General features: G+C 67.2%; 23 protein-coding genes. 4 read left to right on the top strand and 19 right to left on the bottom strand.

What is annotated here, in order from left to right:
- Positions 1–24: 24 nt before the first annotated feature.
- From dnaG to dusB, 3 genes are read right to left on the bottom strand one after another with little or no spacing between them, the layout of a single operon-like run.
- A complete protein-coding gene (dnaG, locus tag QMA07_RS13485; RefSeq protein WP_290162686.1) occupies positions 25–1890 on the bottom strand; it encodes a DNA primase in 1866 nt (621 codons plus the stop codon).
- The gene (locus QMA07_RS13480) at positions 1890–3284 is read right to left on the bottom strand and encodes a deoxyguanosinetriphosphate triphosphohydrolase (RefSeq protein WP_290162684.1); all 1395 of its coding nucleotides are present in this window, start codon (positions 3282–3284) and stop codon (positions 1890–1892) included. The genes dnaG and QMA07_RS13480 overlap by 1 nt, the downstream gene beginning before the upstream one ends.
- Positions 3274–4428 (bottom strand): tRNA dihydrouridine synthase DusB, encoded by a 1155-nt coding sequence (dusB, locus tag QMA07_RS13475; protein ID WP_290162682.1) that lies wholly within the window; start codon positions 4426–4428, stop codon positions 3274–3276. The genes QMA07_RS13480 and dusB overlap by 11 nt, the downstream gene beginning before the upstream one ends.
- A gap of 59 nt (positions 4429–4487) precedes the next feature.
- Between dusB and QMA07_RS13470 the strand changes: the two genes are divergently transcribed.
- Both QMA07_RS13470 and QMA07_RS13465 read left to right on the top strand, forming a co-directional pair.
- A complete protein-coding gene (locus tag QMA07_RS13470) occupies positions 4488–4982 on the top strand; it encodes a glutathione peroxidase (protein ID WP_290162680.1) in 495 nt (164 codons plus the stop codon).
- 39 nt (positions 4983–5021) lie between these two features.
- Complete coding sequence (locus QMA07_RS13465) at positions 5022–5807, top strand: phosphotransferase (protein ID WP_290162678.1); 786 nt, start codon at positions 5022–5024, stop codon at positions 5805–5807.
- On the opposite strand, the gene QMA07_RS13460 is transcribed toward QMA07_RS13465, so the two are convergent.
- Positions 5804–6490, bottom strand: coding sequence for a DsbA family oxidoreductase (locus QMA07_RS13460; RefSeq protein WP_290162676.1), 687 nt, complete (start codon positions 6488–6490; stop codon positions 5804–5806). The two genes, QMA07_RS13465 and QMA07_RS13460, sit on opposite strands and share 4 nt — an antisense overlap.
- A gap of 53 nt (positions 6491–6543) precedes the next feature.
- On the opposite strand from QMA07_RS13460, the gene QMA07_RS13455 reads away from it, so the two are divergent.
- Entirely contained in the window at positions 6544–7155 is a 612-nt protein-coding gene (locus QMA07_RS13455; protein WP_290162674.1) for an AAA family ATPase, read from the top strand.
- Here the strand turns inward: QMA07_RS13455 and QMA07_RS13450 are convergent.
- Positions 7095–7898 carry an isoprenyl transferase gene (locus QMA07_RS13450; RefSeq protein ID WP_290162672.1) on the bottom strand — a complete coding sequence of 268 codons (804 nt, stop codon included), beginning with the start codon at positions 7896–7898 and terminating at the stop codon, positions 7095–7097. The genes QMA07_RS13455 and QMA07_RS13450 overlap by 61 nt on opposite strands.
- Positions 7895–8641: a DNA repair protein RecO gene (gene recO, locus QMA07_RS13445; RefSeq protein ID WP_290162670.1), complete on the bottom strand. Its 747-nt coding sequence runs from the start codon at positions 8639–8641 to the stop codon at positions 7895–7897. The genes QMA07_RS13450 and recO overlap by 4 nt, the downstream gene beginning before the upstream one ends.
- Before the next feature lie 34 nt (positions 8642–8675).
- On the opposite strand from recO, the gene QMA07_RS13440 reads away from it, so the two are divergent.
- Entirely contained in the window at positions 8676–9371 is a 696-nt protein-coding gene (locus tag QMA07_RS13440) for a TRIC cation channel family protein (protein WP_290162668.1), read from the top strand.
- Between the two features lie 60 nt (positions 9372–9431).
- Here QMA07_RS13440 and leuA read toward each other — a convergent pair whose 3' ends face one another.
- From leuA to hrcA, 13 genes are all read right to left on the bottom strand, one after another.
- A complete protein-coding gene (leuA, locus tag QMA07_RS13435; RefSeq protein WP_290162666.1) occupies positions 9432–11186 on the bottom strand; it encodes a 2-isopropylmalate synthase in 1755 nt (584 codons plus the stop codon).
- A 173-nt stretch (positions 11187–11359) separates the two neighbouring features.
- A complete protein-coding gene (locus tag QMA07_RS13430) occupies positions 11360–12310 on the bottom strand; it encodes an NADP-dependent oxidoreductase (protein WP_290162664.1) in 951 nt (316 codons plus the stop codon).
- Between the two features lie 15 nt (positions 12311–12325).
- Entirely contained in the window at positions 12326–12817 is a 492-nt protein-coding gene (locus QMA07_RS13425; protein WP_290162663.1) for a hypothetical protein, read from the bottom strand.
- A complete protein-coding gene (locus QMA07_RS13420; protein WP_290162662.1) occupies positions 12814–13797 on the bottom strand; it encodes a hypothetical protein in 984 nt (327 codons plus the stop codon). Before QMA07_RS13420 ends, QMA07_RS13425 begins: the two co-directional genes overlap by 4 nt.
- Positions 13787–14314 (bottom strand): sigma-70 family RNA polymerase sigma factor, encoded by a 528-nt coding sequence (locus QMA07_RS13415; RefSeq protein WP_290162661.1) that lies wholly within the window; start codon positions 14312–14314, stop codon positions 13787–13789. The genes QMA07_RS13420 and QMA07_RS13415 overlap by 11 nt, the downstream gene beginning before the upstream one ends.
- A 51-nt stretch (positions 14315–14365) precedes the next feature.
- Entirely contained in the window at positions 14366–15262 is an 897-nt protein-coding gene (gene era / locus QMA07_RS13410) for a GTPase Era (RefSeq protein WP_290162660.1), read from the bottom strand.
- Positions 15255–16550 carry a hemolysin family protein gene (locus QMA07_RS13405; protein ID WP_290162659.1) on the bottom strand — a complete coding sequence of 432 codons (1296 nt, stop codon included), beginning with the start codon at positions 16548–16550 and terminating at the stop codon, positions 15255–15257. The genes era and QMA07_RS13405 overlap by 8 nt, the downstream gene beginning before the upstream one ends.
- A complete protein-coding gene (gene ybeY / locus QMA07_RS13400; protein ID WP_290162657.1) occupies positions 16547–17005 on the bottom strand; it encodes an rRNA maturation RNase YbeY in 459 nt (152 codons plus the stop codon). The genes QMA07_RS13405 and ybeY overlap by 4 nt, the downstream gene beginning before the upstream one ends.
- A 16-nt stretch (positions 17006–17021) precedes the next feature.
- Positions 17022–18047, bottom strand: coding sequence for a PhoH family protein (locus QMA07_RS13395; protein ID WP_290162835.1), 1026 nt, complete (start codon positions 18045–18047; stop codon positions 17022–17024).
- A gap of 64 nt (positions 18048–18111) precedes the next feature.
- The gene (locus tag QMA07_RS13390) at positions 18112–18459 is read right to left on the bottom strand and encodes an HIT domain-containing protein (protein ID WP_290162655.1); all 348 of its coding nucleotides are present in this window, start codon (positions 18457–18459) and stop codon (positions 18112–18114) included.
- 45 nt (positions 18460–18504) lie between these two features.
- Positions 18505–19233, bottom strand: a complete 729-nt coding sequence (locus QMA07_RS13385) for a 16S rRNA (uracil(1498)-N(3))-methyltransferase (RefSeq protein ID WP_290162653.1) — start codon at positions 19231–19233, stop codon at positions 18505–18507.
- Positions 19234–19247: 14 nt separating this feature from the next.
- Complete coding sequence (gene dnaJ, locus QMA07_RS13380; protein ID WP_140037326.1) at positions 19248–20363, bottom strand: molecular chaperone DnaJ; 1116 nt, start codon at positions 20361–20363, stop codon at positions 19248–19250.
- A 39-nt stretch (positions 20364–20402) separates the two neighbouring features.
- On the bottom strand, positions 20403–21434 hold the full coding sequence (gene hrcA / locus QMA07_RS13375; RefSeq protein WP_290162652.1) for a heat-inducible transcriptional repressor HrcA: 1032 nt from the start codon (positions 21432–21434) through the stop codon (positions 20403–20405).
- Between the last annotated feature and the right edge of the window lie 38 nt (positions 21435–21472).

The following is a 21472-nucleotide window of genomic DNA, read 5'->3' as shown; positions in this document are numbered from 1 at the left end:
CCCTGCCGCGCCTGACAGCCGCCGTTACGACTCGGCGAACCTCTGACGCTCGACATCGATGTCACGCAGCCGCATCCGCAGTGCGCGCCCGCCGTCGGAGTCCGCCGGAACCCGCTGCACCGCTCCGAGAAGCTCCTGCTTCTCATGTTCCAGAATGCGCATGATGAGTCGCTTGGCGAGATCGGTCGTCGACGCGACGGCACCCTCTTCGTTGCGGGCCGGGAACGGAGTCATCAGCAGTTCGCCAGCGAGCGACCGGTAGGGCTCTCGCACCGAGTTGACCGTATCCGTCACCCACCCGGCTCTCGTCCGATCGGATGCGGACGCGACGGCCTCGCGGACGGCGTCCAGTCCGGGTGTGCGGAACGGCGCGCTGAGCGCCCGGGTGAGCAGCGCCTGATCGATCTGATGTCCGTATTGCAGAGCCCCCATCAGGGCGTCTCTCTCCACGGCCGCATCCGCCGTGCGCGGCAGGCTCGCAAGGGTGACCGGCGCCACGCCCGGGGTGCCGGAAGCGGAGTCACCGGCGCTCTCGTGCCTGGCCGGCTCGTGTCTCGATGTCTGCGATCCTCCGCGTGCTGCGCGTTCGACCTCGTTGCGCACCTCGGTGGGGTCCATCCCCAGCCGCCGGGCCAGCACGCGCTCATAGCCGGGTCGCAGCAGACGATCGCGGATCTCGGCCACGATCGGCGCTGCCGCGCGGAGGGCACCCACCCGGCCTTCGACCGTCGAGAGGTCGAAGCCGCTGAGTTTCCTGTCGATGGCGAACTCGAACATCGGCTGCTTCGTCTCCATGAGCGAGCGCACGGCGGCATCACCGCGCTGCAGCCTGAGGTCGCACGGGTCGAGCCCGTCAGGTGCCACCGCGACGAAAGTCTGGGCGTTGAAGCGGTCGTCCTCTGTGAAGGCCCGAAGAGCCGCCTTCTGCCCCGCCTCATCGCCGTCGAAGGTGAAGACGACTTCTCCCGAGGCGTTGTCGTCGCCCATGACGCGACGCAGCACCTTGATGTGGTCGGTTCCGAACGCGGTGCCGCACGTCGCGATCGCGGTCGTGAGCCCGGCGAGGTGGCAAGCCATGACATCGGTGTACCCCTCGACCACCACGACGCGACGAGGGTCCCCACGGGAGATGTCGCGCTTGGCGAGATCGAGACCGTAGAGAACCTGGGCCTTCTTGTAGATCGGAGTCTCGGGGGTGTTCAGGTACTTCGGGCCCTGATCATCGTCGAACAGCTTGCGCGCACCGAAACCGATGGTCTGACCGGATACGTCGCGGATCGGCCAGACGAGACGGCCACGGAAGCGATCGTAGACGCCGCGCTGCCCCGTCGACACCAGACCGGCGGCACTCAGCTCATCGCGGGTGAACCCCTGCGCGGTGAGGGCCTTCAGCATCTTGTCCCACCCGCGCGGCGCGAAGCCGACGCCGAAATGCGCGGCAGCACCCGCGTCGAATCCCCGCTCGCCGAGGAATCGTCGTCCGGCCTCCGCGTCGGCGGTGAGCAGCTGCGCCCGGAAGTACTCCGCGGCGGCGGTGTTGGCGGCATAGAGGCGACTGCGCCCGCTCGTCTCCGGAGCAGACCCGCCGTCCTCATAGTGCAGCGCGTATCCGATGCGGCCCGCGAGACGCTCGACGGCCTCGGTGAAGCTGACGTGGTCCATCTCACGGAGGAACGAGTAGACGTCGCCCGATTCACCGCAGCCGAAGCAGTGGTAGTAGCCGACCTGCGGCCGCACGTGGAAGCTCGGGCTCTTCTCATCATGGAAGGGGCACAGACCCTTGAGCGAGCCGACGCCAGCGGACTTCAGGGCGACGCGCTCCCCGACGATGTCGGCGATGTTGGTGCGGGCCTTGACCTCGTCGACATCGGCCTGGCGGATGCGGGGCATCAGCCTGCCCCTTCGACGACCGCCTGCCGCGGCGTGTGCTCCCGCGCACCCGGCCGCGCGTGACGTGGCGTCCAGATGCCGACCTCTGCGGGGTCGATCTCGCCGACCAGCCTGTTGTGCCAATCGATCGCGCTCTGATCCGTGAGGCTCGCGATCTGGTCGACGATCACCCGTGCTCGTTCCGCGTCCGTCGTCGCGGCGACGAAGTCGGCGGAGAAGGCGGGCTCGAGCACGTCCGCGCCTGCCGACCAGAGAGTGTCGGTCGACCACAGTGCATCAGCGAGTCTCTTGAGCACGCGGCGCTGTTCTTTGTAGACACCCTTGCGCGCCTCGATCGTGACGATCGCCTGTCCCATGATGCCCTTGAGCACGGCGATCTCAGCCTCGATGACGCGCGGCACGACGACGTGCGCGTTGTAACGCACGAGGGCCGGGCCCGCATAGGCCTCGCGCGTGGCGGAGACTGCTGCGCGTGCGAAACGACCGATGAAGTCACTCGTGAGGTTCTTGAGTCGCGCGAGATCCCGGCGCGAGCGGTCGAACGACTGCAGCCACATCGGCTGAGACGACAGCCGGTAGAGAGCGTCGGCGAGCTCATCGCGAGTGAAGTCGTAACCGACCCACTGCTGGATGCGGTCGATCAGCGCCTCATGCGCCTGCGGATCGGCGAGCTGCGAGACGTCGACGTATCCGTTGAGGATCGCATCCTCGAAGTCGTGCACGGAGTAGCCGATGTCATCGGAGAGATCCATGATCTCGGCCTCGATGCAGCGCCGCCGCCCCGGGACACCGTCGCGCATCCAGCGGAAGACGGCTTCGTCTTCGGGATACACGCCGAACTTGAGACGCCCACCGGGGTCTGGCACCGGGCTGTCGACGGTCCACGGGTACTTGCAGGTCGCGTCGAGGCTCGCCCTGGTGAGGTTGAGACCGACCGACTGACCGTCGTCGTCGATGGCCTTGGCTTCGAGTCTCGTCAGGATGCGCAGTGACTGGGCGTTGCCTTCGAAGCCGCCGATGGGCTCTGCCCATTCGTTGAGCGCACGTTCGCCGTTGTGACCGAACGGAGGGTGCCCGAGGTCGTGGCTGAGGCAGGCGGTGTCGACGACATCGGCAGAGACACCGAGCGCAGTCGCGAGTTCGCGTCCGACCTGAGCGACCTCGAGCGAGTGCGTCAGGCGGTTGCGAGCGAAGTCCGCGGTGCTCGCGGGGCTGAGCACCTGCGTCTTGGCCGCCAGGCGTCGAAGAGCCGCGGAGTGCAGCACGCGCGCGCGATCGCGCGCGAAGTCGTCGCGTTCGGATCGATGGGTCTCGGCGAAGAATCGCTCGGCGTCGCGCGGGTCGTATCCGTCCGAGCGACCGCGCGCCGGGTATGCCTGAGGATCAGCCGCCACTGTTCTCGATCTCCGCCCCTCGCATCATCTCGGATGCCGATGCCGCGAGCTCGCGCGACTCCAGCCACTTGTCCGGCAGCGCCGGTCGCTTCGGGCGTCCTGATCGGCCCCGCTGGCCTTCGGCGTCGGCACCGGGATAGGGAGCCGTGTGATCGAGCTGGCCGAGCAGATCGTCGATCTCAGCCAGGCTCGATGCGGTCGCGAGCCCGGTGCGGATGTCGCCGCCGACCGGGTAGCCCTTGAAGTACCACGCGACGTGCTTGCGCACATCGCGGCATCCGCGGTCCTCGTCTTCGAAGAACTCGACCAGCAGTTCGGCATGGCGACGGAACGCATCCGCCACGAAGCCGAGAGTCGCGTCGACCGGGTGGGACTCGGCGCCGAACGCCGCGGCGAGCTCGCCGAAGAGCCACGGGCGACCGAGGCACCCGCGTCCGACCACCACACCGTCGCAGTCGGTCTGCTGCATCATGCGCACAGCATCGTCGGCCGACCAGATGTCGCCGTTGCCGAGCACGGGGACACTCGTCACCGCCTGCTTGAGCTCGCCGATCGCGTTCCAGTCGGCGAAGCCCGAGTAGAACTCGCTCGCCGTGCGTGCGTGCAGCGCGATCGCCGAGACTCCCGCGTCTTCGGCGGCGCGACCCGCATCGAGGTACGTCAGATGATCGGGATCGATGCCCTTGCGCATCTTGATGGTCAGCGGCACGTCGCCCGCGGCCTTGACCGCCTGCGTGACGATCTGCGAGAACAGCGTGCTCTTCCACGGCAGCGCCGCTCCCCCACCCTTGCGCGTGACCTTGGGCACCGGGCAGCCGAAGTTCAGATCGATGTGGTCGGCGTGGTCTTCCGCGACGATGATGCGGACGGCCTCGGAGATGGTGTGCGGGTCGACGCCGTAGAGCTGGATCGACCGCGGGGTCTCGGACTCGTGATGGCGGATCAGTCGCATCGTCGTCTCGTTGCGCTCGACCAGCGCTCGAGACGTGATCATCTCGCTCACATACAGCCCCGCACCGTACTCGCGGCAGAGGCGACGGAAAGCGGTGTTCGTGATGCCCGCCATGGGTGCGAGCACGACCGGCACGTCGAGAGCGATCGGACCGATGTCGAGAGTGCGAGCAGAGGAGGTGGCGAGAGTCATGGCCCTTCCATTCTCCCAGACACGGAGCCGGTATCGGCGCATCGACCTAAGCTGTGAATATGACCGATCCTGCAGTGCGCTCCATCCCCTTCACAGACGCCGAAGGCAACGAGAAGACGATCGACGATCTGGGTGCCGACGTGGTGCTTGTCGTGAACGTCGCGTCGAAGTGCGGCCTCACCCCCCAGTACGAGCAGCTCGAAGAACTGCAGCGTCTCTACGGCGACCGCGGGTTCAGCGTCGTCGGATTCCCCTGCAACCAGTTCTTCGGTCAGGAGCCGGGATCGGTCGATCAGATCATGGAGTTCTGCTCCACCACCTACGGTGTGACGTTCCCCATCAACGACAAGGTGAAGGTCAACGGCAAGAACGCCACCGAGCTCTACAAGACGCTGAAGGAGACTCCGGATGCCGGCGGCAAGGCCGGCCGCGTCGAGTGGAACTTCGAGAAGTTCCTCGTGCTGCCGGATGGGGAGGTCGTGCGCTTCCGCCCGAAGCAGAAGCCGAACGACCCCGAGATCGTCGCAGCGATCGAGGGCGCGCTGACCCGCTAGACCGCCGCGTCGTTCCCGTCGACTCGATAGTGTCGGTGAATGGGCGACGAGCAGACGCTGTCCGGCGGGAATGCGAGCGGCACCGTCACGCGGGCCGGCGACACCGTCCGCAAGAAGTGGACCGCCTCGACGCCGAGCGTTCATGCCTTCATGTCGCATGTGCGAGAGCGCGGTGTCGATGTTCCGACGCCGCTCGGTCAGGACGAACGAGGACGCCAGCGCATCGAGTTCATACCGGGTCCGCTTGCGATCGACGCCGGAACGCTGAGCGCCGACGGGTTGCGACGCGTCGGCGCGATCGTGCGGGCGATACACGACGCGAGCGAGACGTTCTCTCCCCCGGCCGATGCGCGCTGGGATACCGCCATCCCTGCACCGGATGCGGAGATCATCTGCCATAACGACCTCGCGCCGTGGAACCTCGTCATCGGGGACCGGTGGGTCTTCATCGACTGGGATGCTGCGGCCCCGAGCACCCGCGTCTGGGATCTCGCCTATGCGGCTCAGGCGTTCACGCTCTCGGCGGTCGACATCGCCCCGGAACTCGCGGCCGGGCGCCTTCGTGCGTTCGTCGACGGTTACGGCGCCTCCGGCGAGCTCAGGACCCGGCTGCCCGCGATGATGCACCGACGCGCCGCCGCGATGCTCGAGCTGCTGACCACCGCGCATGCACAGAGCCGTGAGCCGTGGTCATCCATGTTCGCGGATGGCCACGGCTCGCACTGGGCTGCAGTGGTCGACTATGTCGGGACGAATCAGCAGACCTGGGTCGACGCGTTGACCGCGCCGCCGCCCGCTTCTTCTCCGGCGGAGCGCGACCGCTAGACCGCCGCGGCCTCGGGCTCGGCCTCGCCGCGCTTCGACCAGAGGTCGCGAAGAACGTTCTCGAACGCGGCGGGCGGCTGCGCGCCGCTGATGCCGTACTGTCCGTCGATCACGAAGAACGGGACGCCCTGGATGCCGTAAGCCTGGGCCTGGGCCTGATCCTGACGGACATCGGCCAGGTGACGCGCCGAGACGAGCGCCTCACGCGTGTCGTCGGGATTCAGCCCCACCTCGACCGCGAGCTCGACGAGGTCGTCGATGCGACCGACGTGCTTGCCCTCCGTGAAGTATGCGGACATGAGCCGCTCCTCCATCTCGTGCTGCACGCCCTGCTCCTTCGCGAAGTGCAGAAGCTCATGCGCCTTCACCGTGTTCGTGTGCTGCAGCAGGTCGAAACGGTACGCGAGCCCGGCGTTCTCGGCGACCCCGGTGACGTGCGAGAGCATCTGCTCGACCTGCTCACGAGGCATGCCCTTGTGACCGGCGAGGAAGTCGATCTCATCGCCGTCGAAGTCGACGGGGGTGTCGGGCGAGAGCTCGAACGAGTGGAAGGTGATGTTCACCTGCGGGGCGTCGTCGTCGCCGGCGACGGCTTCGAGTCCCTTCTCGAGGTTGCGCTTGCCGATGTAGCACCACGGGCAGGCGATGTCGGACCAGATGTCAATCGAGATGGCTTCACTCACACTGACATCCAACCGTATGCACCTATGCGCTATTCCGTCGGTAGGATTCTCGGATGCTCACTGCCGACGATCCGTTGCCGATGCGGCCCGAGCGGGTGTTGATCGCTGGCGTGACCGGATCCGGCAAGACGACGCTCGCGCGGCGCGTGGCAGAACTGTGGCAGCTTCGGCATGTCGAGATCGACGGGCTGTTCCACGGCGAGAACTGGACCCCGCGTCCGTCCTTCCTCCACGACGTTCGAGCCTTCGCCGCCGAGGATCGCTGGGTCACCGAGTGGCAGTACACGAGCAAGGGCACCGACGAGATCCTCGCTCCACGCGCCCACGTCGTGCTCTGGCTGGACTATCCCTACCGCGTGGTGCGCACGCGTCTGCTGCGGCGGACGATCGGGCGCAGTGTCCTGCGCACCCGGATGTGGAACGACAACGTCGAGAAGCCGATCTGGAAGATGTTCCGGGGTGATCCCGAGGAGAACATCATCGCCTGGCAGACGAAGACTCTGTATAAATGGGCGGAACGGATGCCGGAGGTCACCGGCGACCACCCGCACCTCACGATCGTGCGCCTGCGGCACCCCCGCGAGACGGAGAGATGGCTGCGAGCTCAGGCGGAAGCGTCAGGGGTGTCGATCGCCCCACCGAAACGGCGATCGCGCGACAGATAGATCTCGATCGCACGCCACAGCTCCTCACGCGAGAAGTCGGGCCAGAGCGTGTCGAGGAACACCATCTCGGCGTAGGCCGCCTGCCACAGCAGGAAGTTGGAGGTGCGCTGCTCGCCCGAGCTGCGCAGGAACAGGTCGACGTCCGGCATGTCCGGCACATAGAGGTTGCGGCGGATCATCTTCTCGGAGATCGCGTTCGGCTTCACCCGGCCGGCTGCGACATCGGCGGCGATCGACCGCATCGCGTCGACCAGCTCGACACGTCCGCCGTAGTTCACGCACATCGTGAGCGTGAGGACGCCATTGTCCTTCGTGAGCTGCTCGGCGTACTGCAGCTCCTTGATGACGCTGCCCCACAGTCGCGGCTTGCGGCCGGCCCATCGGACCCTCACGCCCCACTCGTTCAGTTGATCTCGTCGACGATGCAGGACATCGCGGTTGTATCCCATGAGGAATCGCACCTCTTCGGGAGAGCGCGCCCAGTTCTCGGTCGAGAACGCGTAGACGGAGAGGTGCTTGACCCCTGCCTGGATCGCACCGGCGACGACGTCGAGAAGCACCTCCTCCCCGGCCTTGTGTCCTTCGACGCGGCTGAGGCCACGACGATTCGCCCACCTGCCGTTGCCGTCCATGACGATCGCGACGTGCTCGGGCACCGATCGGAAGGTCGGTGGATGGACTCCCGTCCAGTCGAGCGGGCGATACGCCACGGCATCCTTGTGCGTGTAGGGCTTGGGACTCACCGTGCTCCTTCTCGGGGGATGTCGGCCACGAGGTGCTCGAGGGAGCGGATACCACGCTCCAGGTGCCATTGGGCGTACGCGGCGACGAGACCGGATGCGGCGGCGTTGTCGGCGTGCGGAGCCGCATCGATCGTCTCCCACTCACCGGCCATGAGCGACCGCAGCAGCGACAGGGTCTTCTCCGCGACCTTCGGGCTGCCCGCGGGCGCACAGTTCGGGCACACGGCTCCACCGAGCTGCCCGACGAAGTGCGCATGAGGCCCGGGAGTGGCGCACCGCGCGCAGTCACCGAGGGATGGAGCCCATCCGGACAACGCCATGACGCGCAGAAGATAGGAGTCGAGGATGCTGCGAGGGGAATGCTCGCCCCGCGACAGTGCACGCAGCCCACCCACCAGCAGCAGGTACTGATCGGGCGTCGCCTCGGAATCACTGAGTCGATCAGCGGTCTCGACCATCGCGTTCGCCGAGGTGAATCGGTCGTAGTGCGCAGCGATGTCGGACCCGTAAGACCCGAGCGACTCCGCCTGCTGCACGATATCGAGGGTGCGCCCCTGATACAGCTGTACGTCGGCGACCATGAACGGCTCGAGACGCGAGCCGAACTTCGACGACGTGCGTCGCACGCCCTTCGCGACCGCGCGGATCTTGCCGTGCCGTCGAGAGAGCATGGTGACGATGCGATCGGCCTCACCCAGCTTGTGGGTGCGCAGGATCACCGCTTCGTCTCGGTAGGTGGGCACCGTTCGATTATCCTCCGTGCAGGAGAATAGAGGCGTGACCGAACCGCTCTTCATCATTCCGCTCTGGGCGGACCTGCTCGGCGTCGGCCTCGGCGGGGTCCAGGGAGCGATGTTCGCCTCGGGATTCCAGGGGCAACGACGCCTCGACTGGCTCGGTGTCGCGATCATCGGCATCATGATCGGCATGGGCGGCGGTCTCATCCGCGACATCCTGCTCGGGCAGACCCCGGCCACGCTGCAGAACCAGTGGTATCTGGTGACCGCGGGCGGCGCAGCTCTCCTGGGCATGCTGCTGGCGGGACTGTTCAGCCGTCTGAACACGGCGATCGTCGTACTCGACGCCGTGGTGATCGGCATGTTCGGCGCCTTCGGGACCAGCAAGGCGCTCGCTTTCGGCATCCCCGAGGTTCCCGCCGTCTTCATCGGCGTGTGCGCGGCCGTGGGTGGCAGCGTGCTGCGTGACATGCTCATGGGGCTCCCGACCGCGATCATGCACGTCGGCTCGCTCTACGCGGTCGCCGCCGGAGCCGGCTGCACGTTCATCGTGATCGCCGTGGCGTTGGGCATGCCCATAACGATCGCCGCAGTGATCGGCATCGCCGTGACCACCGTCATCCGCATCCTCGCTGTCACCTTCGACGTCTCACTTCCCGAGCAGCGGCGCATCTACCGCCGCAAGGTCGCTGCCGAGACCGGTGTGATCCCGATCATCAAGCCCAGCGCCGAGTGACCGCAGACGAAACGCCCCGTCCGATGATGAGATCGGACGGGGCGTTCCTGCGCGCTCATGTCAGACCGCTGCCAGCTCCTGCTCGCGGGTACGGATCGAGCGGTTGACGCCCGAGACGATCGCCTTGAGAGATGCGGTCGAGATGTCGCCGTCGATGCCGACGCCCCACAGTCGCTGGTCGCCGACCTGCAGCTCGACATAGGCCGCGGCCTGTGCGTCGCCGCCGGCGCTGAGAGCATGTTCGACGTAGTCGTAGACCGTGATGTCGAAGCCCTGACCGCGCAGCACCTCGACGAACGCGGCGACGGGACCATTGCCGTTGCCTGCGACCGCGACCTGCTGGTCGTCATCGCGCAGGACGACGTCGAGGACGACGTCACCCGACATGTCGCTGCGGGTCTGCGTCGCCAGCAGCTCGAAGCGGCCCCACTTGGCCGCCTCATCGGTCGCGGGCAGGTATTCGTCGTTGAAGATCGACCAGATCTGCTCGCTGGTCACCTCGCCGCCCTCGGCATCGGTCTTGGTCTGGACGACACCCGAGAACTCGATCTGGAGCTTGCGAGGCAGGTCGATCGCGTGATCGGCCTTGAGCAGGTAGGCGACGCCGCCCTTGCCCGACTGCGAGTTGACGCGGATCACCGCTTCGTACGAACGGCCGAGGTCCTTCGGGTCGACCGGCAGGTACGGCACGGCCCATTCGATGTCGTCGACCGTGACCCCCTCGGCCTCGGCCCGCGCGGCCATGGCCTCGAAGCCCTTCTTGATCGCGTCCTGGTGCGATCCGCTGAAGGCGGTGAACACCAGGTCGCCGGCCCACGGGCTGCGCTCTGGCACCGGCAGCTGGTTGCAGTACTCGACCGTGCGCTTGACCTGGTCGATGTCGCTGAAGTCGATCTGGGGGTCGATGCCCTGCGTGAAGAGGTTGATGCCCAACGCCACGATGTCGACGTTGCCGGTGCGCTCGCCGTTGCCGAACAGGCAGCCTTCGATGCGATCGGCGCCGGCCATGTACCCGAGCTCGGCGGCGGCGATCGCGGTGCCGCGGTCGTTGTGCGGGTGCAGCGACAGGATGACGTTCTCGCGGTGAGCGAGGTTGCGGCTCATCCACTCGATCGAGTCTGCGTAGACGTTCGGCGAGGCCATCTCGACGGTCGCGGGCAGGTTGATGATGACCTTGCGATCGGGAGTCGGCTCGAAGACCTCGATCACCTGGTTGCAGACATCGACGGCGAACTCGAGCTCGGTGCCCGTGTAGCTCTCGGGCGAGTACTCGTAGTACACCTTCGTGTCGGGAATGGTCTTCTCGTACTGACGGCACAGGCGCGCACCCTCGAGCGCGATGTCGATGATGCCCTGCTTGTCGGTGCGGAACACGACCTCGCGCTGCAGCACGCTCGTCGAGTTGTACAGATGCACGATCGCCTGCTTCGCGCCCGCGATCGACTCGTATGTACGGGCGATCAGGTGCTCACGCGCCTGCGTCAGCACCTGGATCGTGACGTCATCCGGAATCAGGTTCTCTTCGATGAGCTGACGGACGAAGTCGAAGTCGGTCTGGCTCGCCGAGGGGAACCCGACCTCGATCTCCTTGTAGCCCATGCTGACGAGAAGCTCGAACATCACGCGCTTGCGCTCCGGCGACATCGGATCGATGAGCGCCTGGTTTCCGTCGCGGAGATCGACCGCGCACCAACGGGGCGCCTCGGTGATCCGGGCGTCAGGCCAGGTGCGGTCGGGCAGGTGGACGGAGATCTGCTCGTGGTACGGCCGGTACTTGTGGATCGGCATCGCGGACGGGCGCTGAGTGTTCTGCATGATGGGGCTTCTTCTCTTCGTCAGAAATGTGAACGGGCCAACACAAGCGCCGCGACGAGGAAGGCCCTAGCTTTAGGACTCGTCGCGGCAGCTAAGAAGAAGCAGACCGCCGAAAGGCATGCGGCCATGCTAGCAGGATCGCTGGGCTCCGTCGGCCCGGTCCTGCGGCGCGATCACAGCGACGGGATCAGAGCGAGTTTGCCTCCGGGGTGCCCGCCTGCAAGCAGCGAGAGCGCGGCCGGCGCGTCCTCCAGCGGAAAGGTGCGCGCGACCGGAACGACGAGGTCCCCGTTCTGCGCGAGCGCAACCAGCTCACGACGGACGCCGTCGCGGAAGCGGGCGCTCGCGGGCATCGAACCCGCGATCGCGAGGAGGCCGTCAGAGTCCGCTCGCCCGAAGGCCGCGATCGTGACGATCCGCGAGCGTTCCCCGACGAGTCCCAGGGAGACGTCTATCGCCTCGTCCGTGCCGACGGTGTCGAGGGCAGCCGACACGCCTGCCGCTCCCGCTGCCTCTCGGACGCGCTCCGACAGACCGGAACCATAACGCACGGGCACTCCGCCGAACCGCCGGACGACATCGAATCGCTCAGGGCTCGCCGTGCCGATCACCCGGATCCCGCGGAGAGCGGCCTGCTGCAGCACGCTCACGCCGACGGCGCCTGATGCGCCGTGCAGCAGGATCGTCTCGCCCGGTGCGGCACCGGTGACCCAGAGCATCTCAGCCGCCGTGGTGCCGGCCAGCAACAGGTTCGCCGCCTCGGGGTGCGACAGGGGCGTCGGCTTCGCGAAGACCTTCTCTGCGGGGACGGCCAGCTCGGTCGCATATCCTCCGCGGACGCGGAAGGCGATGACCTCGTCGCCCACGGCCGCCTCGCCGGATCCGATCCGGGTGTCCGGTCCGATCGCGCTGATCCGACCGGAGACCTCGTAGCCGATAGGCACCGGGAGCTGCGCTCCCGAGCGCGCGGACGCCACGTGCTTGGCGTCCGCCGGGTTCACGCCGGCCGCGTGCACACGGATGACGACCTCACCGGGGCCCGGTGGCGACACCTCGTGCTCGACGAAATCCCACGTCTCAGGGGCACCCCACGACGACGCGATCCAGTGCTGTGCGAGTGTCATGCCGCGACTCTATCCTCAGAGCACGCAGCGGACGTTGGTCGACGTCCCACCGACGTTGGCCCAGCCGCCTGCGAGGGCGGTGGCGAGCACCGTCGTGCCGTTGCGCGCCTGCGCGTATCCCCCCGACCGTGCGTCCGCGATCGACTTCGCCGAGAATGACGACGGGATCGGGAGCACCCCGCAGGCGCTCCAGCTCAGCTTGGCGCCGCCCAACGACGATCCGGTGTAGACGCACACGGTGCCGGTCGCGCAACTGCCCACCGAAGCCGTCGACTCGGCGCGGGGCTGCTCGGCGGCGACGAGCTCCATCCCCAGCCGGAACCATACGGCATGCTGCGCGTCGATGATCACACCGCCGGGAACCTCGGCCATCACTTCGAGGATCAGCGGGTCGACGCGGTCGCGTGTGTCTGCTCCGGCATCCGCGAATGCAGGAGTCCCCAGCATGAGCGCGGTGAGCAGACCGCCGACTGCGGCTGCGGCTGCGAGCATCCTTCGCCGTCTCATCCCACGAGATCCTCATCGACGTCCCACATCGTGTACGAGATGATCGCACCGCCGGCTATCAGGTCGTTCGCGATGAGGTTGGTCCGCTCCACACCGACGATCCTCCCCGTGTCGAGGGACAGGAGCACGACGTCGCTCGCAGCGCCGTCCGACGTGATGACTCGCAGCCCTGCGACCTGGCGTCCCAGGCGGTCGGTGGTGGTGCCGAGCGCCTCCACCCCGTCGGCATCCGCGAGGACGTCGAGCACGTGCGACTCCTGGGCGTTCGTGAGGGTCCACTGGTCGAGCACCGATGTCGCGGCAGCGACGACCTCGGACCCGGTCGGATCGGACGGCATACCGAACGCCATGAGGGCGGCGGATACGTCCTCGCGGGAGTCGCCGAAGACGTCGGGAACGGGGGTCGCGAACTGGCCTGGCTCGATCGGCAGATCGACGATGACCTCACCGGAGCTGCTGATCTCGGCGCCGATGTTCGCCGACGCGTCCGTGGGGTCGTACGGCACTCCCCTCACCGAGACCATCCGGCCCGAGAGGTCGGGCTCCCAGCGAAGAGTCGTGAGCTGCGGCACGACCTTCGTCGCTCCGGTGCTGCCGTTGATGTCCAGTCCCCACGTCGCCGACCGCACGACACGCTCCGGATCGGCGGGGCCAGGCGCCGCGCTCAGCGTCGTCCGCGCCGTGTCCAACGTCTCGGCAGCGCTCTGACCGCCCGAGAAGTCCAGCGGTGCAGGTGAGCCTGCGACCGCCGCGCCCTGGGGAACCAGGACGGCGACGGCGACGACCGTCGCTGCTGCCGCCATCACGATGCCCGAAGCCCACCCCAGTGCGCGCCTGCGTCGAGGCCGAGGCTTCGCAGCGTTCCGGAGGATCCGGTCCCGAGTCCGCTCCGCTGCAGCATCCGGCTTCGCATCGCGTGGCGTCCGTGCAGGATCCGCCTGCGTGAGGACACGTTCAAGCAGCAGGTCGTCAGTCGACATGATCCTCCCGCCCCTCCAGTCCGAGCTCCGAGCGCAGCTTCATTTCGGCGCGCAACAGCCTTCTCCGTACTCGGACACGCGGACTGCGCAGCAACTCAGCGATCTCCCCCACCGCGAGCCCATCCCAGTACTTCAGCATGATGATACGCCGCTCACGCCCGGTGAGGGTGGCCAGTGCTGCGAGAACTCTCGCGCGCATCGTCAGATCGGGAGGCGCCTCGTCGCCCGACACTCCGCCATGCACGGCATCGATGGCCGTACGTCTGAAAGTCGAGCGGCCCGATCGACCGCTGAGAACCCGGTCCGCCGCGCGGATCAACCAGATCCGATCCATCGGCTTCGTCGGGATGAGTCGGGACCACGCCACGAGGAAGATCTCCGAGACTATCTCGGTGACCTCCGCGGGGTCTTCGACGACACCTTCGACATGATGTCTGACCGCTGCCCAGTTGGCGTCGAAGAGCCGAGTGAAGGCTTCGTTCCTCTGGGTCTCGCGGTTCTCACCGCGGGCGCTCATCTCTCTCGTCCGCCGGAGCAACCGATCCGCGTCGCGTCTCGGTGTCGCATGTCAGAAGCCGAGGCGTCCGAGCTGCTTCGGGTCCCGCTGCCATTCCTTCGCGACCTTGACGTGCAGCCCCAGGAACACCCTCGTGCCCAGGAGCTCTTCGATGCCGACGCGGGCGCGGCGTCCGACGTCAGCCAGACGCTTGCCCTTGTGGCCGATGATGATCGCCTTCTGACTGTCTCGCTCGACGACGATCGAGGCATGGACATCAGTCAGGTCGGTTCCCTCACGGGGAGCGATGTCATCGATCATGACCGCGATCGAGTGCGGAAGCTCGTCGCGGACACCGTCGAGCGCCGCCTCGCGGATCATCTCGGCGATGCGATCCTCCTCCGACTCATCGGTCCTCACCCCTTCACCGTAGAGCGCGGGCCCTACCGGCATGAGAGCGAGGACCTCGTCTGCGAGGACCTCGAGCTGGTCGTGCGTCACGGCCGAGATCGGAATGACAGCGTCCCAGTCCTCGCGCAGCGCGTCGACCTCCATGAGTCGTTCGGTGATCTCGTCGCGCCCTGCCGCGTCCGTCTTCGTGACGATGGCGATCTTCTTGGCTCGACGATATCCGTCGAGCGAGGCCGCGATGCGGCGATCGCCCGGTCCGACCTTCTCGGTCGCCGGTACGCAGAAGCCGATCACGTCGACGTCGCCGAGCACCTGCTCGACGAGGTCGTTCAAGCGCTCGCCGAGAAGCGTCCGGGGCTTGTGGATGCCGGGGGTGTCGACGATGACGAGCTGCCCCTGCGGGCGATTCATGATTCCGCGGATCGCCCGTCGGGTCGTCTGCGGCTTCTCGCTGGTGATCGCGATCTTCTCGCCCACCAGCGCGTTCGTGAGAGTGGACTTTCCGACGTTCGGCCGCCCCACGAAGGTCACGAACCCGCTCCGTGTCTGCTCAGTCATCGTTTTCGTCTCTCTCATCTGCGGCGTCTCCCGCGTCGTGTGCCGCGCGCTCGACGAACACGGTCGCGATTCCGCGACCTCGCCCTCGAGACGCGCCGCCGGTGAGGGTCAACCCCTCCACCGTCGCTGTCGATCCCGGTTGCGGGACCTGGCCGAGTGCCTTGCCCAGCAGACCGCCGATGGAGTCCACGTCCTCGTCCTCGAGTTCGAGGCCGAACAGATCGCCGACGTCCTCCAGCGAGAGTCGGGAACTCACGCGGTAGCGTCCGTCGCCGAGTTCGACGACTTCCGCCGATACCTGATCGTACTCGTCGGAGATCTCGCCCACGAGTTCCTCGATGAGATCCTCGAGGGTCACGAGACCGGAGATCCCGCCGTGCTCGTCGATCACCAGGCACACGTGCACGGCGTCGCGCTTCATCTGCTGAAGCAGCGTCTCGGCGCGCATGGACTCGGGCACGAACGTCGCGGGCCGCGAGATCGGACGGATGGACGCGGCGCGCCAGGCGTTCTCATCACGGAAGGCGAACAGCACCAGGTCCTTCAGATACAGCACTCCGACGACGTCATCGGCGTCGTCGTCCACGACCGGCATACGCGACACACCACGCTGGAGGAACAGCGTCATGGCCTCGCTCGTCGTCGCGGTCGCATCGACCGTCACCATCTCGGTGCGGGGCACCATCACCGCCCGGACGAACTGATCGGTGAAGTCGAACACCGAGTGGATGAGGTCGCGATCATCGGCCTCGATCAGGTCGTTCGATGCAGCCTCGTCGACCATGCTGAGCAGCTGCTCCTCCGAGGTGAAGGAGCTGCGACCGCGTCCTGGGGTCACCCGGTTGCCGAGCACCACCAGTCCCTGGGCGAGCGGTCCGAGGATGATGCGCAGTCCGCGGACGATCCGCGCATTCACGCGGAGCATGCCCTCTGCGTGGTGCCGGCCGAAGGAACGGGGGCTCGCCCCCACCAGCACGAAGCTGATACCCGTCATCAGCAGGGCCGCGGCGAGCATCGCCCACCAGATGTTGTCGAACAGGATGCTGAACGCGACCGTGACGAGCACGGCGGCCGCAGTCTCGGCGAGCACGCGGATGAACGCGACGGCGTTGACGTGTGCGTCCGGATCGGCCGCGATACGCGCGAGTTGACGACTGTTGCGCCCTTCGGCGCCCATCTCTTCGATGTCCGAACGCGACGTGACCCCGAATGCGGCGTCGATGGCCGCCATGAGGCCGCCGAACGCGACGAGCAGGACTGCGCCCGCGAGCAGGAGGGCGGCGGTCATCGTCGACGTTCAGCCGCGGCGAAGCCCTGGATGAGCTCCTTCTGCAGCCCGAACATCTCGCGCTCCTCGTCGGGCTCGGCATGGTCGAAGCCGAGAAGGTGCAGCAATCCGTGCGTGGTGAGCAGAATCAACTCGTCCATCAGCGTGTGGCCGGCCGCCTGCGCCTGCGCCTCAGCGACCTGAGGGCACAGGACGATGTCTCCGAGCAGCCCGGGGGCCGTGGGGCGGTCTTCGGTGCCGGGGCGCAGCTCATCCATCGGGAAGCTGAGCACGTCCGTCGGACCGGGCTCGTCCATCCACTGCACGTGGAGGGCCTCCATCGCGGCCTCGTCGACGAGGACGATCGCGACCTCGGCGTCCGGGCTCACGTTCATCTGCGCCAGGTTGAAGTCGGTCAGGCGCTGCAGCACGGTCTCGTCGACATCGATCGCCGACTCGTTGTTGATCTCGATCATGGCTGTGCTCGTTTCATCAGGAGAGGCCTCGTTTGGGCGTCCGGTCCCGGGGACCTGGCCGCTGTGCTCCGCGTCGCTCTGCACGGTTGGCGAACTCGGCCGCCTGCTCCCGCTCGAAGCGCTGAGCCGTGCGGCGCTCGTCGTATTCGCTGTAGGCGTCGACGATGCGTCCCACGAGCGAATGCCGCACGACGTCGTCGCTCGTGAGTCGCGCGAAGTGGATGTCGTCGATGCCGTCGAGCACGCGGGTCACGAGGCGGAGCCCTGAGGATCCCTGCGGGAGGTCGACCTGGGTGATGTCACCGGTCACGACCATCTTCGAGCCGAAGCCGAGACGCGTGAGGAACATCTTCATCTGCTCGGGCGTCGTGTTCTGCGCCTCGTCGAGGACCACGAACGAGTCGTTCAGCGTGCGTCCGCGCATGTACGCGAGAGGCGCGACCTCGATGGTCCCCGTCGCCATCAGACGGGGGACGATCTCGGGGTCCATCATCTCGTTCAGCGCGTCGTAGAGCGGACGCAGATAGGGGTCGATCTTGTCGGTCAGAGTCCCGGGGAGGAAGCCGAGCCGCTCCCCCGCTTCGACCGCGGGGCGCGTGAGGATGATCCGCGTGACCTCTTTGCGCTGAAGCGCCTGAACGGCCTTCGCCATCGCCAGGTAGGTCTTGCCCGTTCCGGCGGGACCGATTCCGAACACGATCGTGTTCTCCTCGATCGCGTCGACGTATTCCTTCTGGCCCAGGGTCTTCGGTCGGATGACCTTGCCGCGGGTCGACAGGATCGCCTCGCCGAGCACTTCGCTCGGGCGAGGTCCCCCGTCGTTGCGCAGCAGGCGCGCCGAACTCGTGACGTCGCTCGGAGCGAGGTCATGGCCAGCCTTCGTCATGGTCATCAGCTCGTCGACGAGGCTCTTCGCCTGTGCGACGGCATCCGCCGAACCGGTGAGCGTGATCTCGTTGCCTCGAACGAGCACCTGCACGTCGCGGTGCTCCTTCTCGAGCATCCGCAGCAGGCGGTCCTGCGGGCCGAGCAGCTGCACCATGGCGACGCCGTCGGCATAGATCTTCTCGACAGCGGTGTCGGATGCGGTGACAGGGTCGTTTTCGTCAGAAGCCAACGAGCTTGTTCTCCTCGATATTGCCGAGCACATGAGCGTGCACGTGGAAGACGGATTGGGCGGCGCTCGCGCCGTTGTTGAAGATGAGGCGGTACTCGCCGTTCGCGTGCTCTGCCGCGAGCTGCTTGGCCGCGGCGACCATCTCAGCGAGAAGCCCCGGGTCGCCCTGAGCGAGCTCGGTCACGTCTCGGTAGTCTTCGGTCTTGGGGATCACGAGAGCGTGGAGAGGCGCCTGCGGGTTGATGTCGCGAATCGCGAACACCCGACCGGTGTCGATCAGGATCTCACCGGGGATGTCACCGTTGAGAATGCGCGTGAAGATCGAGGGATCGGACATGCTCTCAGTCTACTGACCGCAGCACGGTCGGGTCCGTAGCCGTGTTCACCAGCGACCGAGCGTCACCGACAGCACGGCGATGGCCGCAGGACCCGCAGTGGAGGTGCGCAGCACCGTGTTGCCGAGGAGCACCCGCTCGGCACCGGCGTCGGAGAGCCTCCTGAGTTCGTCGTCGGAGATGCCACCCTCCGGGCCGACGACCAACACGAGGTCGCGCCCGTCCGGTTCGAGATCCGACAATCGCGTCGACGCACTCGGGTCGAGCAGGAGCAATCGCTGAGACGATGCACGTGACGCGAGATCCGCAGTCGTCGCCGGAGGCGAGACATCGGGCACCCAGGCTCGGTGCGCCTGTTTCGCGGCCTCCCGAACGATCGTCGACCAGCGTTCACGGCCTTTCACGGCCTTCGGCCCCTCCCAGCGCGACACGCTGCGGCTGGCCTGCCACGGAACGATCTCATCGACCCCGAGCTCGCACGCCGCCTGCACCGCCAGCTCGTCGCGGTCTCCCTTGGCCAGAGCCTGCGCGAGGATGATCCGTGGACTCGGTGCGGGTTCTTCCGAGCGGGACGACACGCGCACGTCGACACGAGACGGCGACACCTCTTCGGCGACACCGGTGAGCCACACCCCTGCGCCGTCGCCGACGGTGACCACCTCACCGACACGGAGCCTGCGGACCACCGCGGCGTGCTTCGCCTCGGCGCCGATGAGCGACACGAGGTCTCCGGTTGCGGCATCCGCCGAGTTCTCGACGAGGAAGTGGAGTGCCATGAGCGCTGCCCGGATCAGTGCGAACGGAAGCGGTCGCGGAGCTTCGAGAACAGTCCCTGCTGGAACTGCGCCAGCTGCGGCCCCGGCGCCTTCGTCTTCTTCGCGAAGTCCTCGATCAGCGCGCGCTGCGCCGAGTCCAGCTTCGTCGGGGTGACCACCTGCACGCCGACGCGCAGATCACCGCGCTGGTTTCCCCGCAGCGGGGTGATGCCGCGGCCCTTGATCGTCAGGACATCGCCCGACTGGACGCCCGAGCGGATCTCGAGATCGACCTCGCCGTCGAGCCCCTGGATGGTGGTCTCGGTGCCGAGGACGGCATCCGGCATCGACACCTCGAGCGTCGCGAGCAGGTCGTCGCCGTCACGGCTGAACGACGGGTGCGGGTTGACGGTGACCTCGACATACAGGTCGCCGTTCGGGCCACCGGCCTTGCCGACCTCTCCCGACCCCGGCAGCTGCAGACGGAGTCCGGTCTCGACGCCTGCGGGGATGTCGAGCGAGACGGTGCGTCGCGAACGGACCCGCCCCTGTCCGCCGCAGGTGCCGCACGGGTACGGGATGGTGGTGCCGTAGCCCTCGCAGGTGCCGCAGGGCTGAGACGTCACGACGTTGCCGAGCAGGCTCCGCACCTGACGCTGCACGTGGCCGGAGCCGCCGCAGATGTCGCAGGTGACGGGCGATGTGCCCTCCTGGCAGCACGACCCGTTGCACGTCTCGCACAGCACGGCCGTGTCGACCTCGATGTCGCGGTGCGCACCGAAGACGACATCGCCGAGATCGAGGGTCACGCGAACCAGCGCGTCCTGGCCGCGTTCGCGCCGAGAACGCGGACGCGCTCCGCGCCCGCCGCCCTGGCCCGCGCCGAAGAAGGTCTCGAAGATGTCTCCGAAGCCGCCGAAGCCGCCGAAGTCGTTCGCCGCTCCGTCTCCGCCACCCATGTCGTAGCGGCGACGGGAGTCGTCGTCGCTCAGCACGTCGTACGCGTGCGTCACGAGCTTGAAGCGCTCAGCGGCGTCTTCACCCGGGTTCACGTCGGGGTGGAGCTGACGCGCGAGGCGTCGGTACGCCTTCTTGATCTCGTCCGTGGAGGCGTCGCGAGAGACGCCGAGTACCTCGTAGTGGTCTGCCACAATGGCCCTTCTGCGTGTGCTGTCATCTGGGCGGCCGCGTCAGCGGGCCGCCTCGTCTTCGTCGAGCATCCGCGACAGGTAGCGGGCAACAGCCCGTGCCGCCGCGAGGTTGCTCGGATAGTCCATGCGGGTCGGACCCATCACGCCGACGCGCGCCGTGCCGCTGGGGGCGGCGTAGTTGCTGGCGACGATCGACGCCTCACCGAGTCCGAACGACGCGTTCTCGGTGCCGATGCTGGCTGCGAGGCCATGCGAGTCGGCCTCCATCTCGCTCATCAGGCGCAGGAGCGTCACCTGCTCCTCGATCGCCTCGAGAATGGGATGGATACTCCCGCGGAAGTCCTGCTCGCGCCGCGCCAGGGTCGCAGCTCCCGCCATGACAAGACGCTCCTGGCGGAACGCCCCGAGTTCATCGATGACGATCGTCGCGAGTGCGCGGAGCACGATGTCGTTCGAATGCTCATCCTCGGCGAGCAGGGTCTGCAGACGCTCAGCCGCATCGCTCACCGCCCGCCCGGTGATCAGAGCCGACAGGCGCGCCCGGAGCACGGCCATGTCGGCGTCATCGACGTCGACGGGCAACGGGGCGATGCGCTGCGAGACGCCCCCCGCATCGGTGACGAGGACGATGAGCAGTCGATTCGGCGCGAGCGCGACGAGTTCGAGGTGCGTCAGGTGCGCCCGGGCGAACGACGGGTACTGCGCGAGCGCGACCTGCCCCGTGAGCTGGGTCAGCACCCGGACGGTGCGCACCATCAGGTCGTCGAGGTCGGAGGGAGCGGTGAGGAACGACTCGATCGCGGTGCGCTGCGCGACCGAGAGAGGCCGCAGCTGTGCGAGGTGGTCGACGAAGACGCGATACCCCTTGTCGGTGGGCACTCGGCCGGAGGACGTGTGCGGGGCGGCGATCAGCTCTTCGTCTTCGAGAAGCGCCATGTCGTTGCGGATCGTCGCGGCCGACACTCCGAACGAGTAGCGGTCGACGATCGACCTGCTGCCGACGGGTTCGTGGGTCTCGACGTAGTCCTGAACGATCGCGCGGAGAACCTGGAGGCCTCTTTCACTGACCATCGCAACTCCCTCCCTTTGGCACTCACTGGCTACGAGTG

Source organism: Microbacterium sp. APC 3901 (assembly GCF_030407765.1).
Taxonomy (GTDB): domain Bacteria; phylum Actinomycetota; class Actinomycetes; order Actinomycetales; family Microbacteriaceae; genus Microbacterium.
Note: the sequence above shows the minus strand (reverse complement) of the source record. Positions and strands in the feature narration are given on the sequence as shown.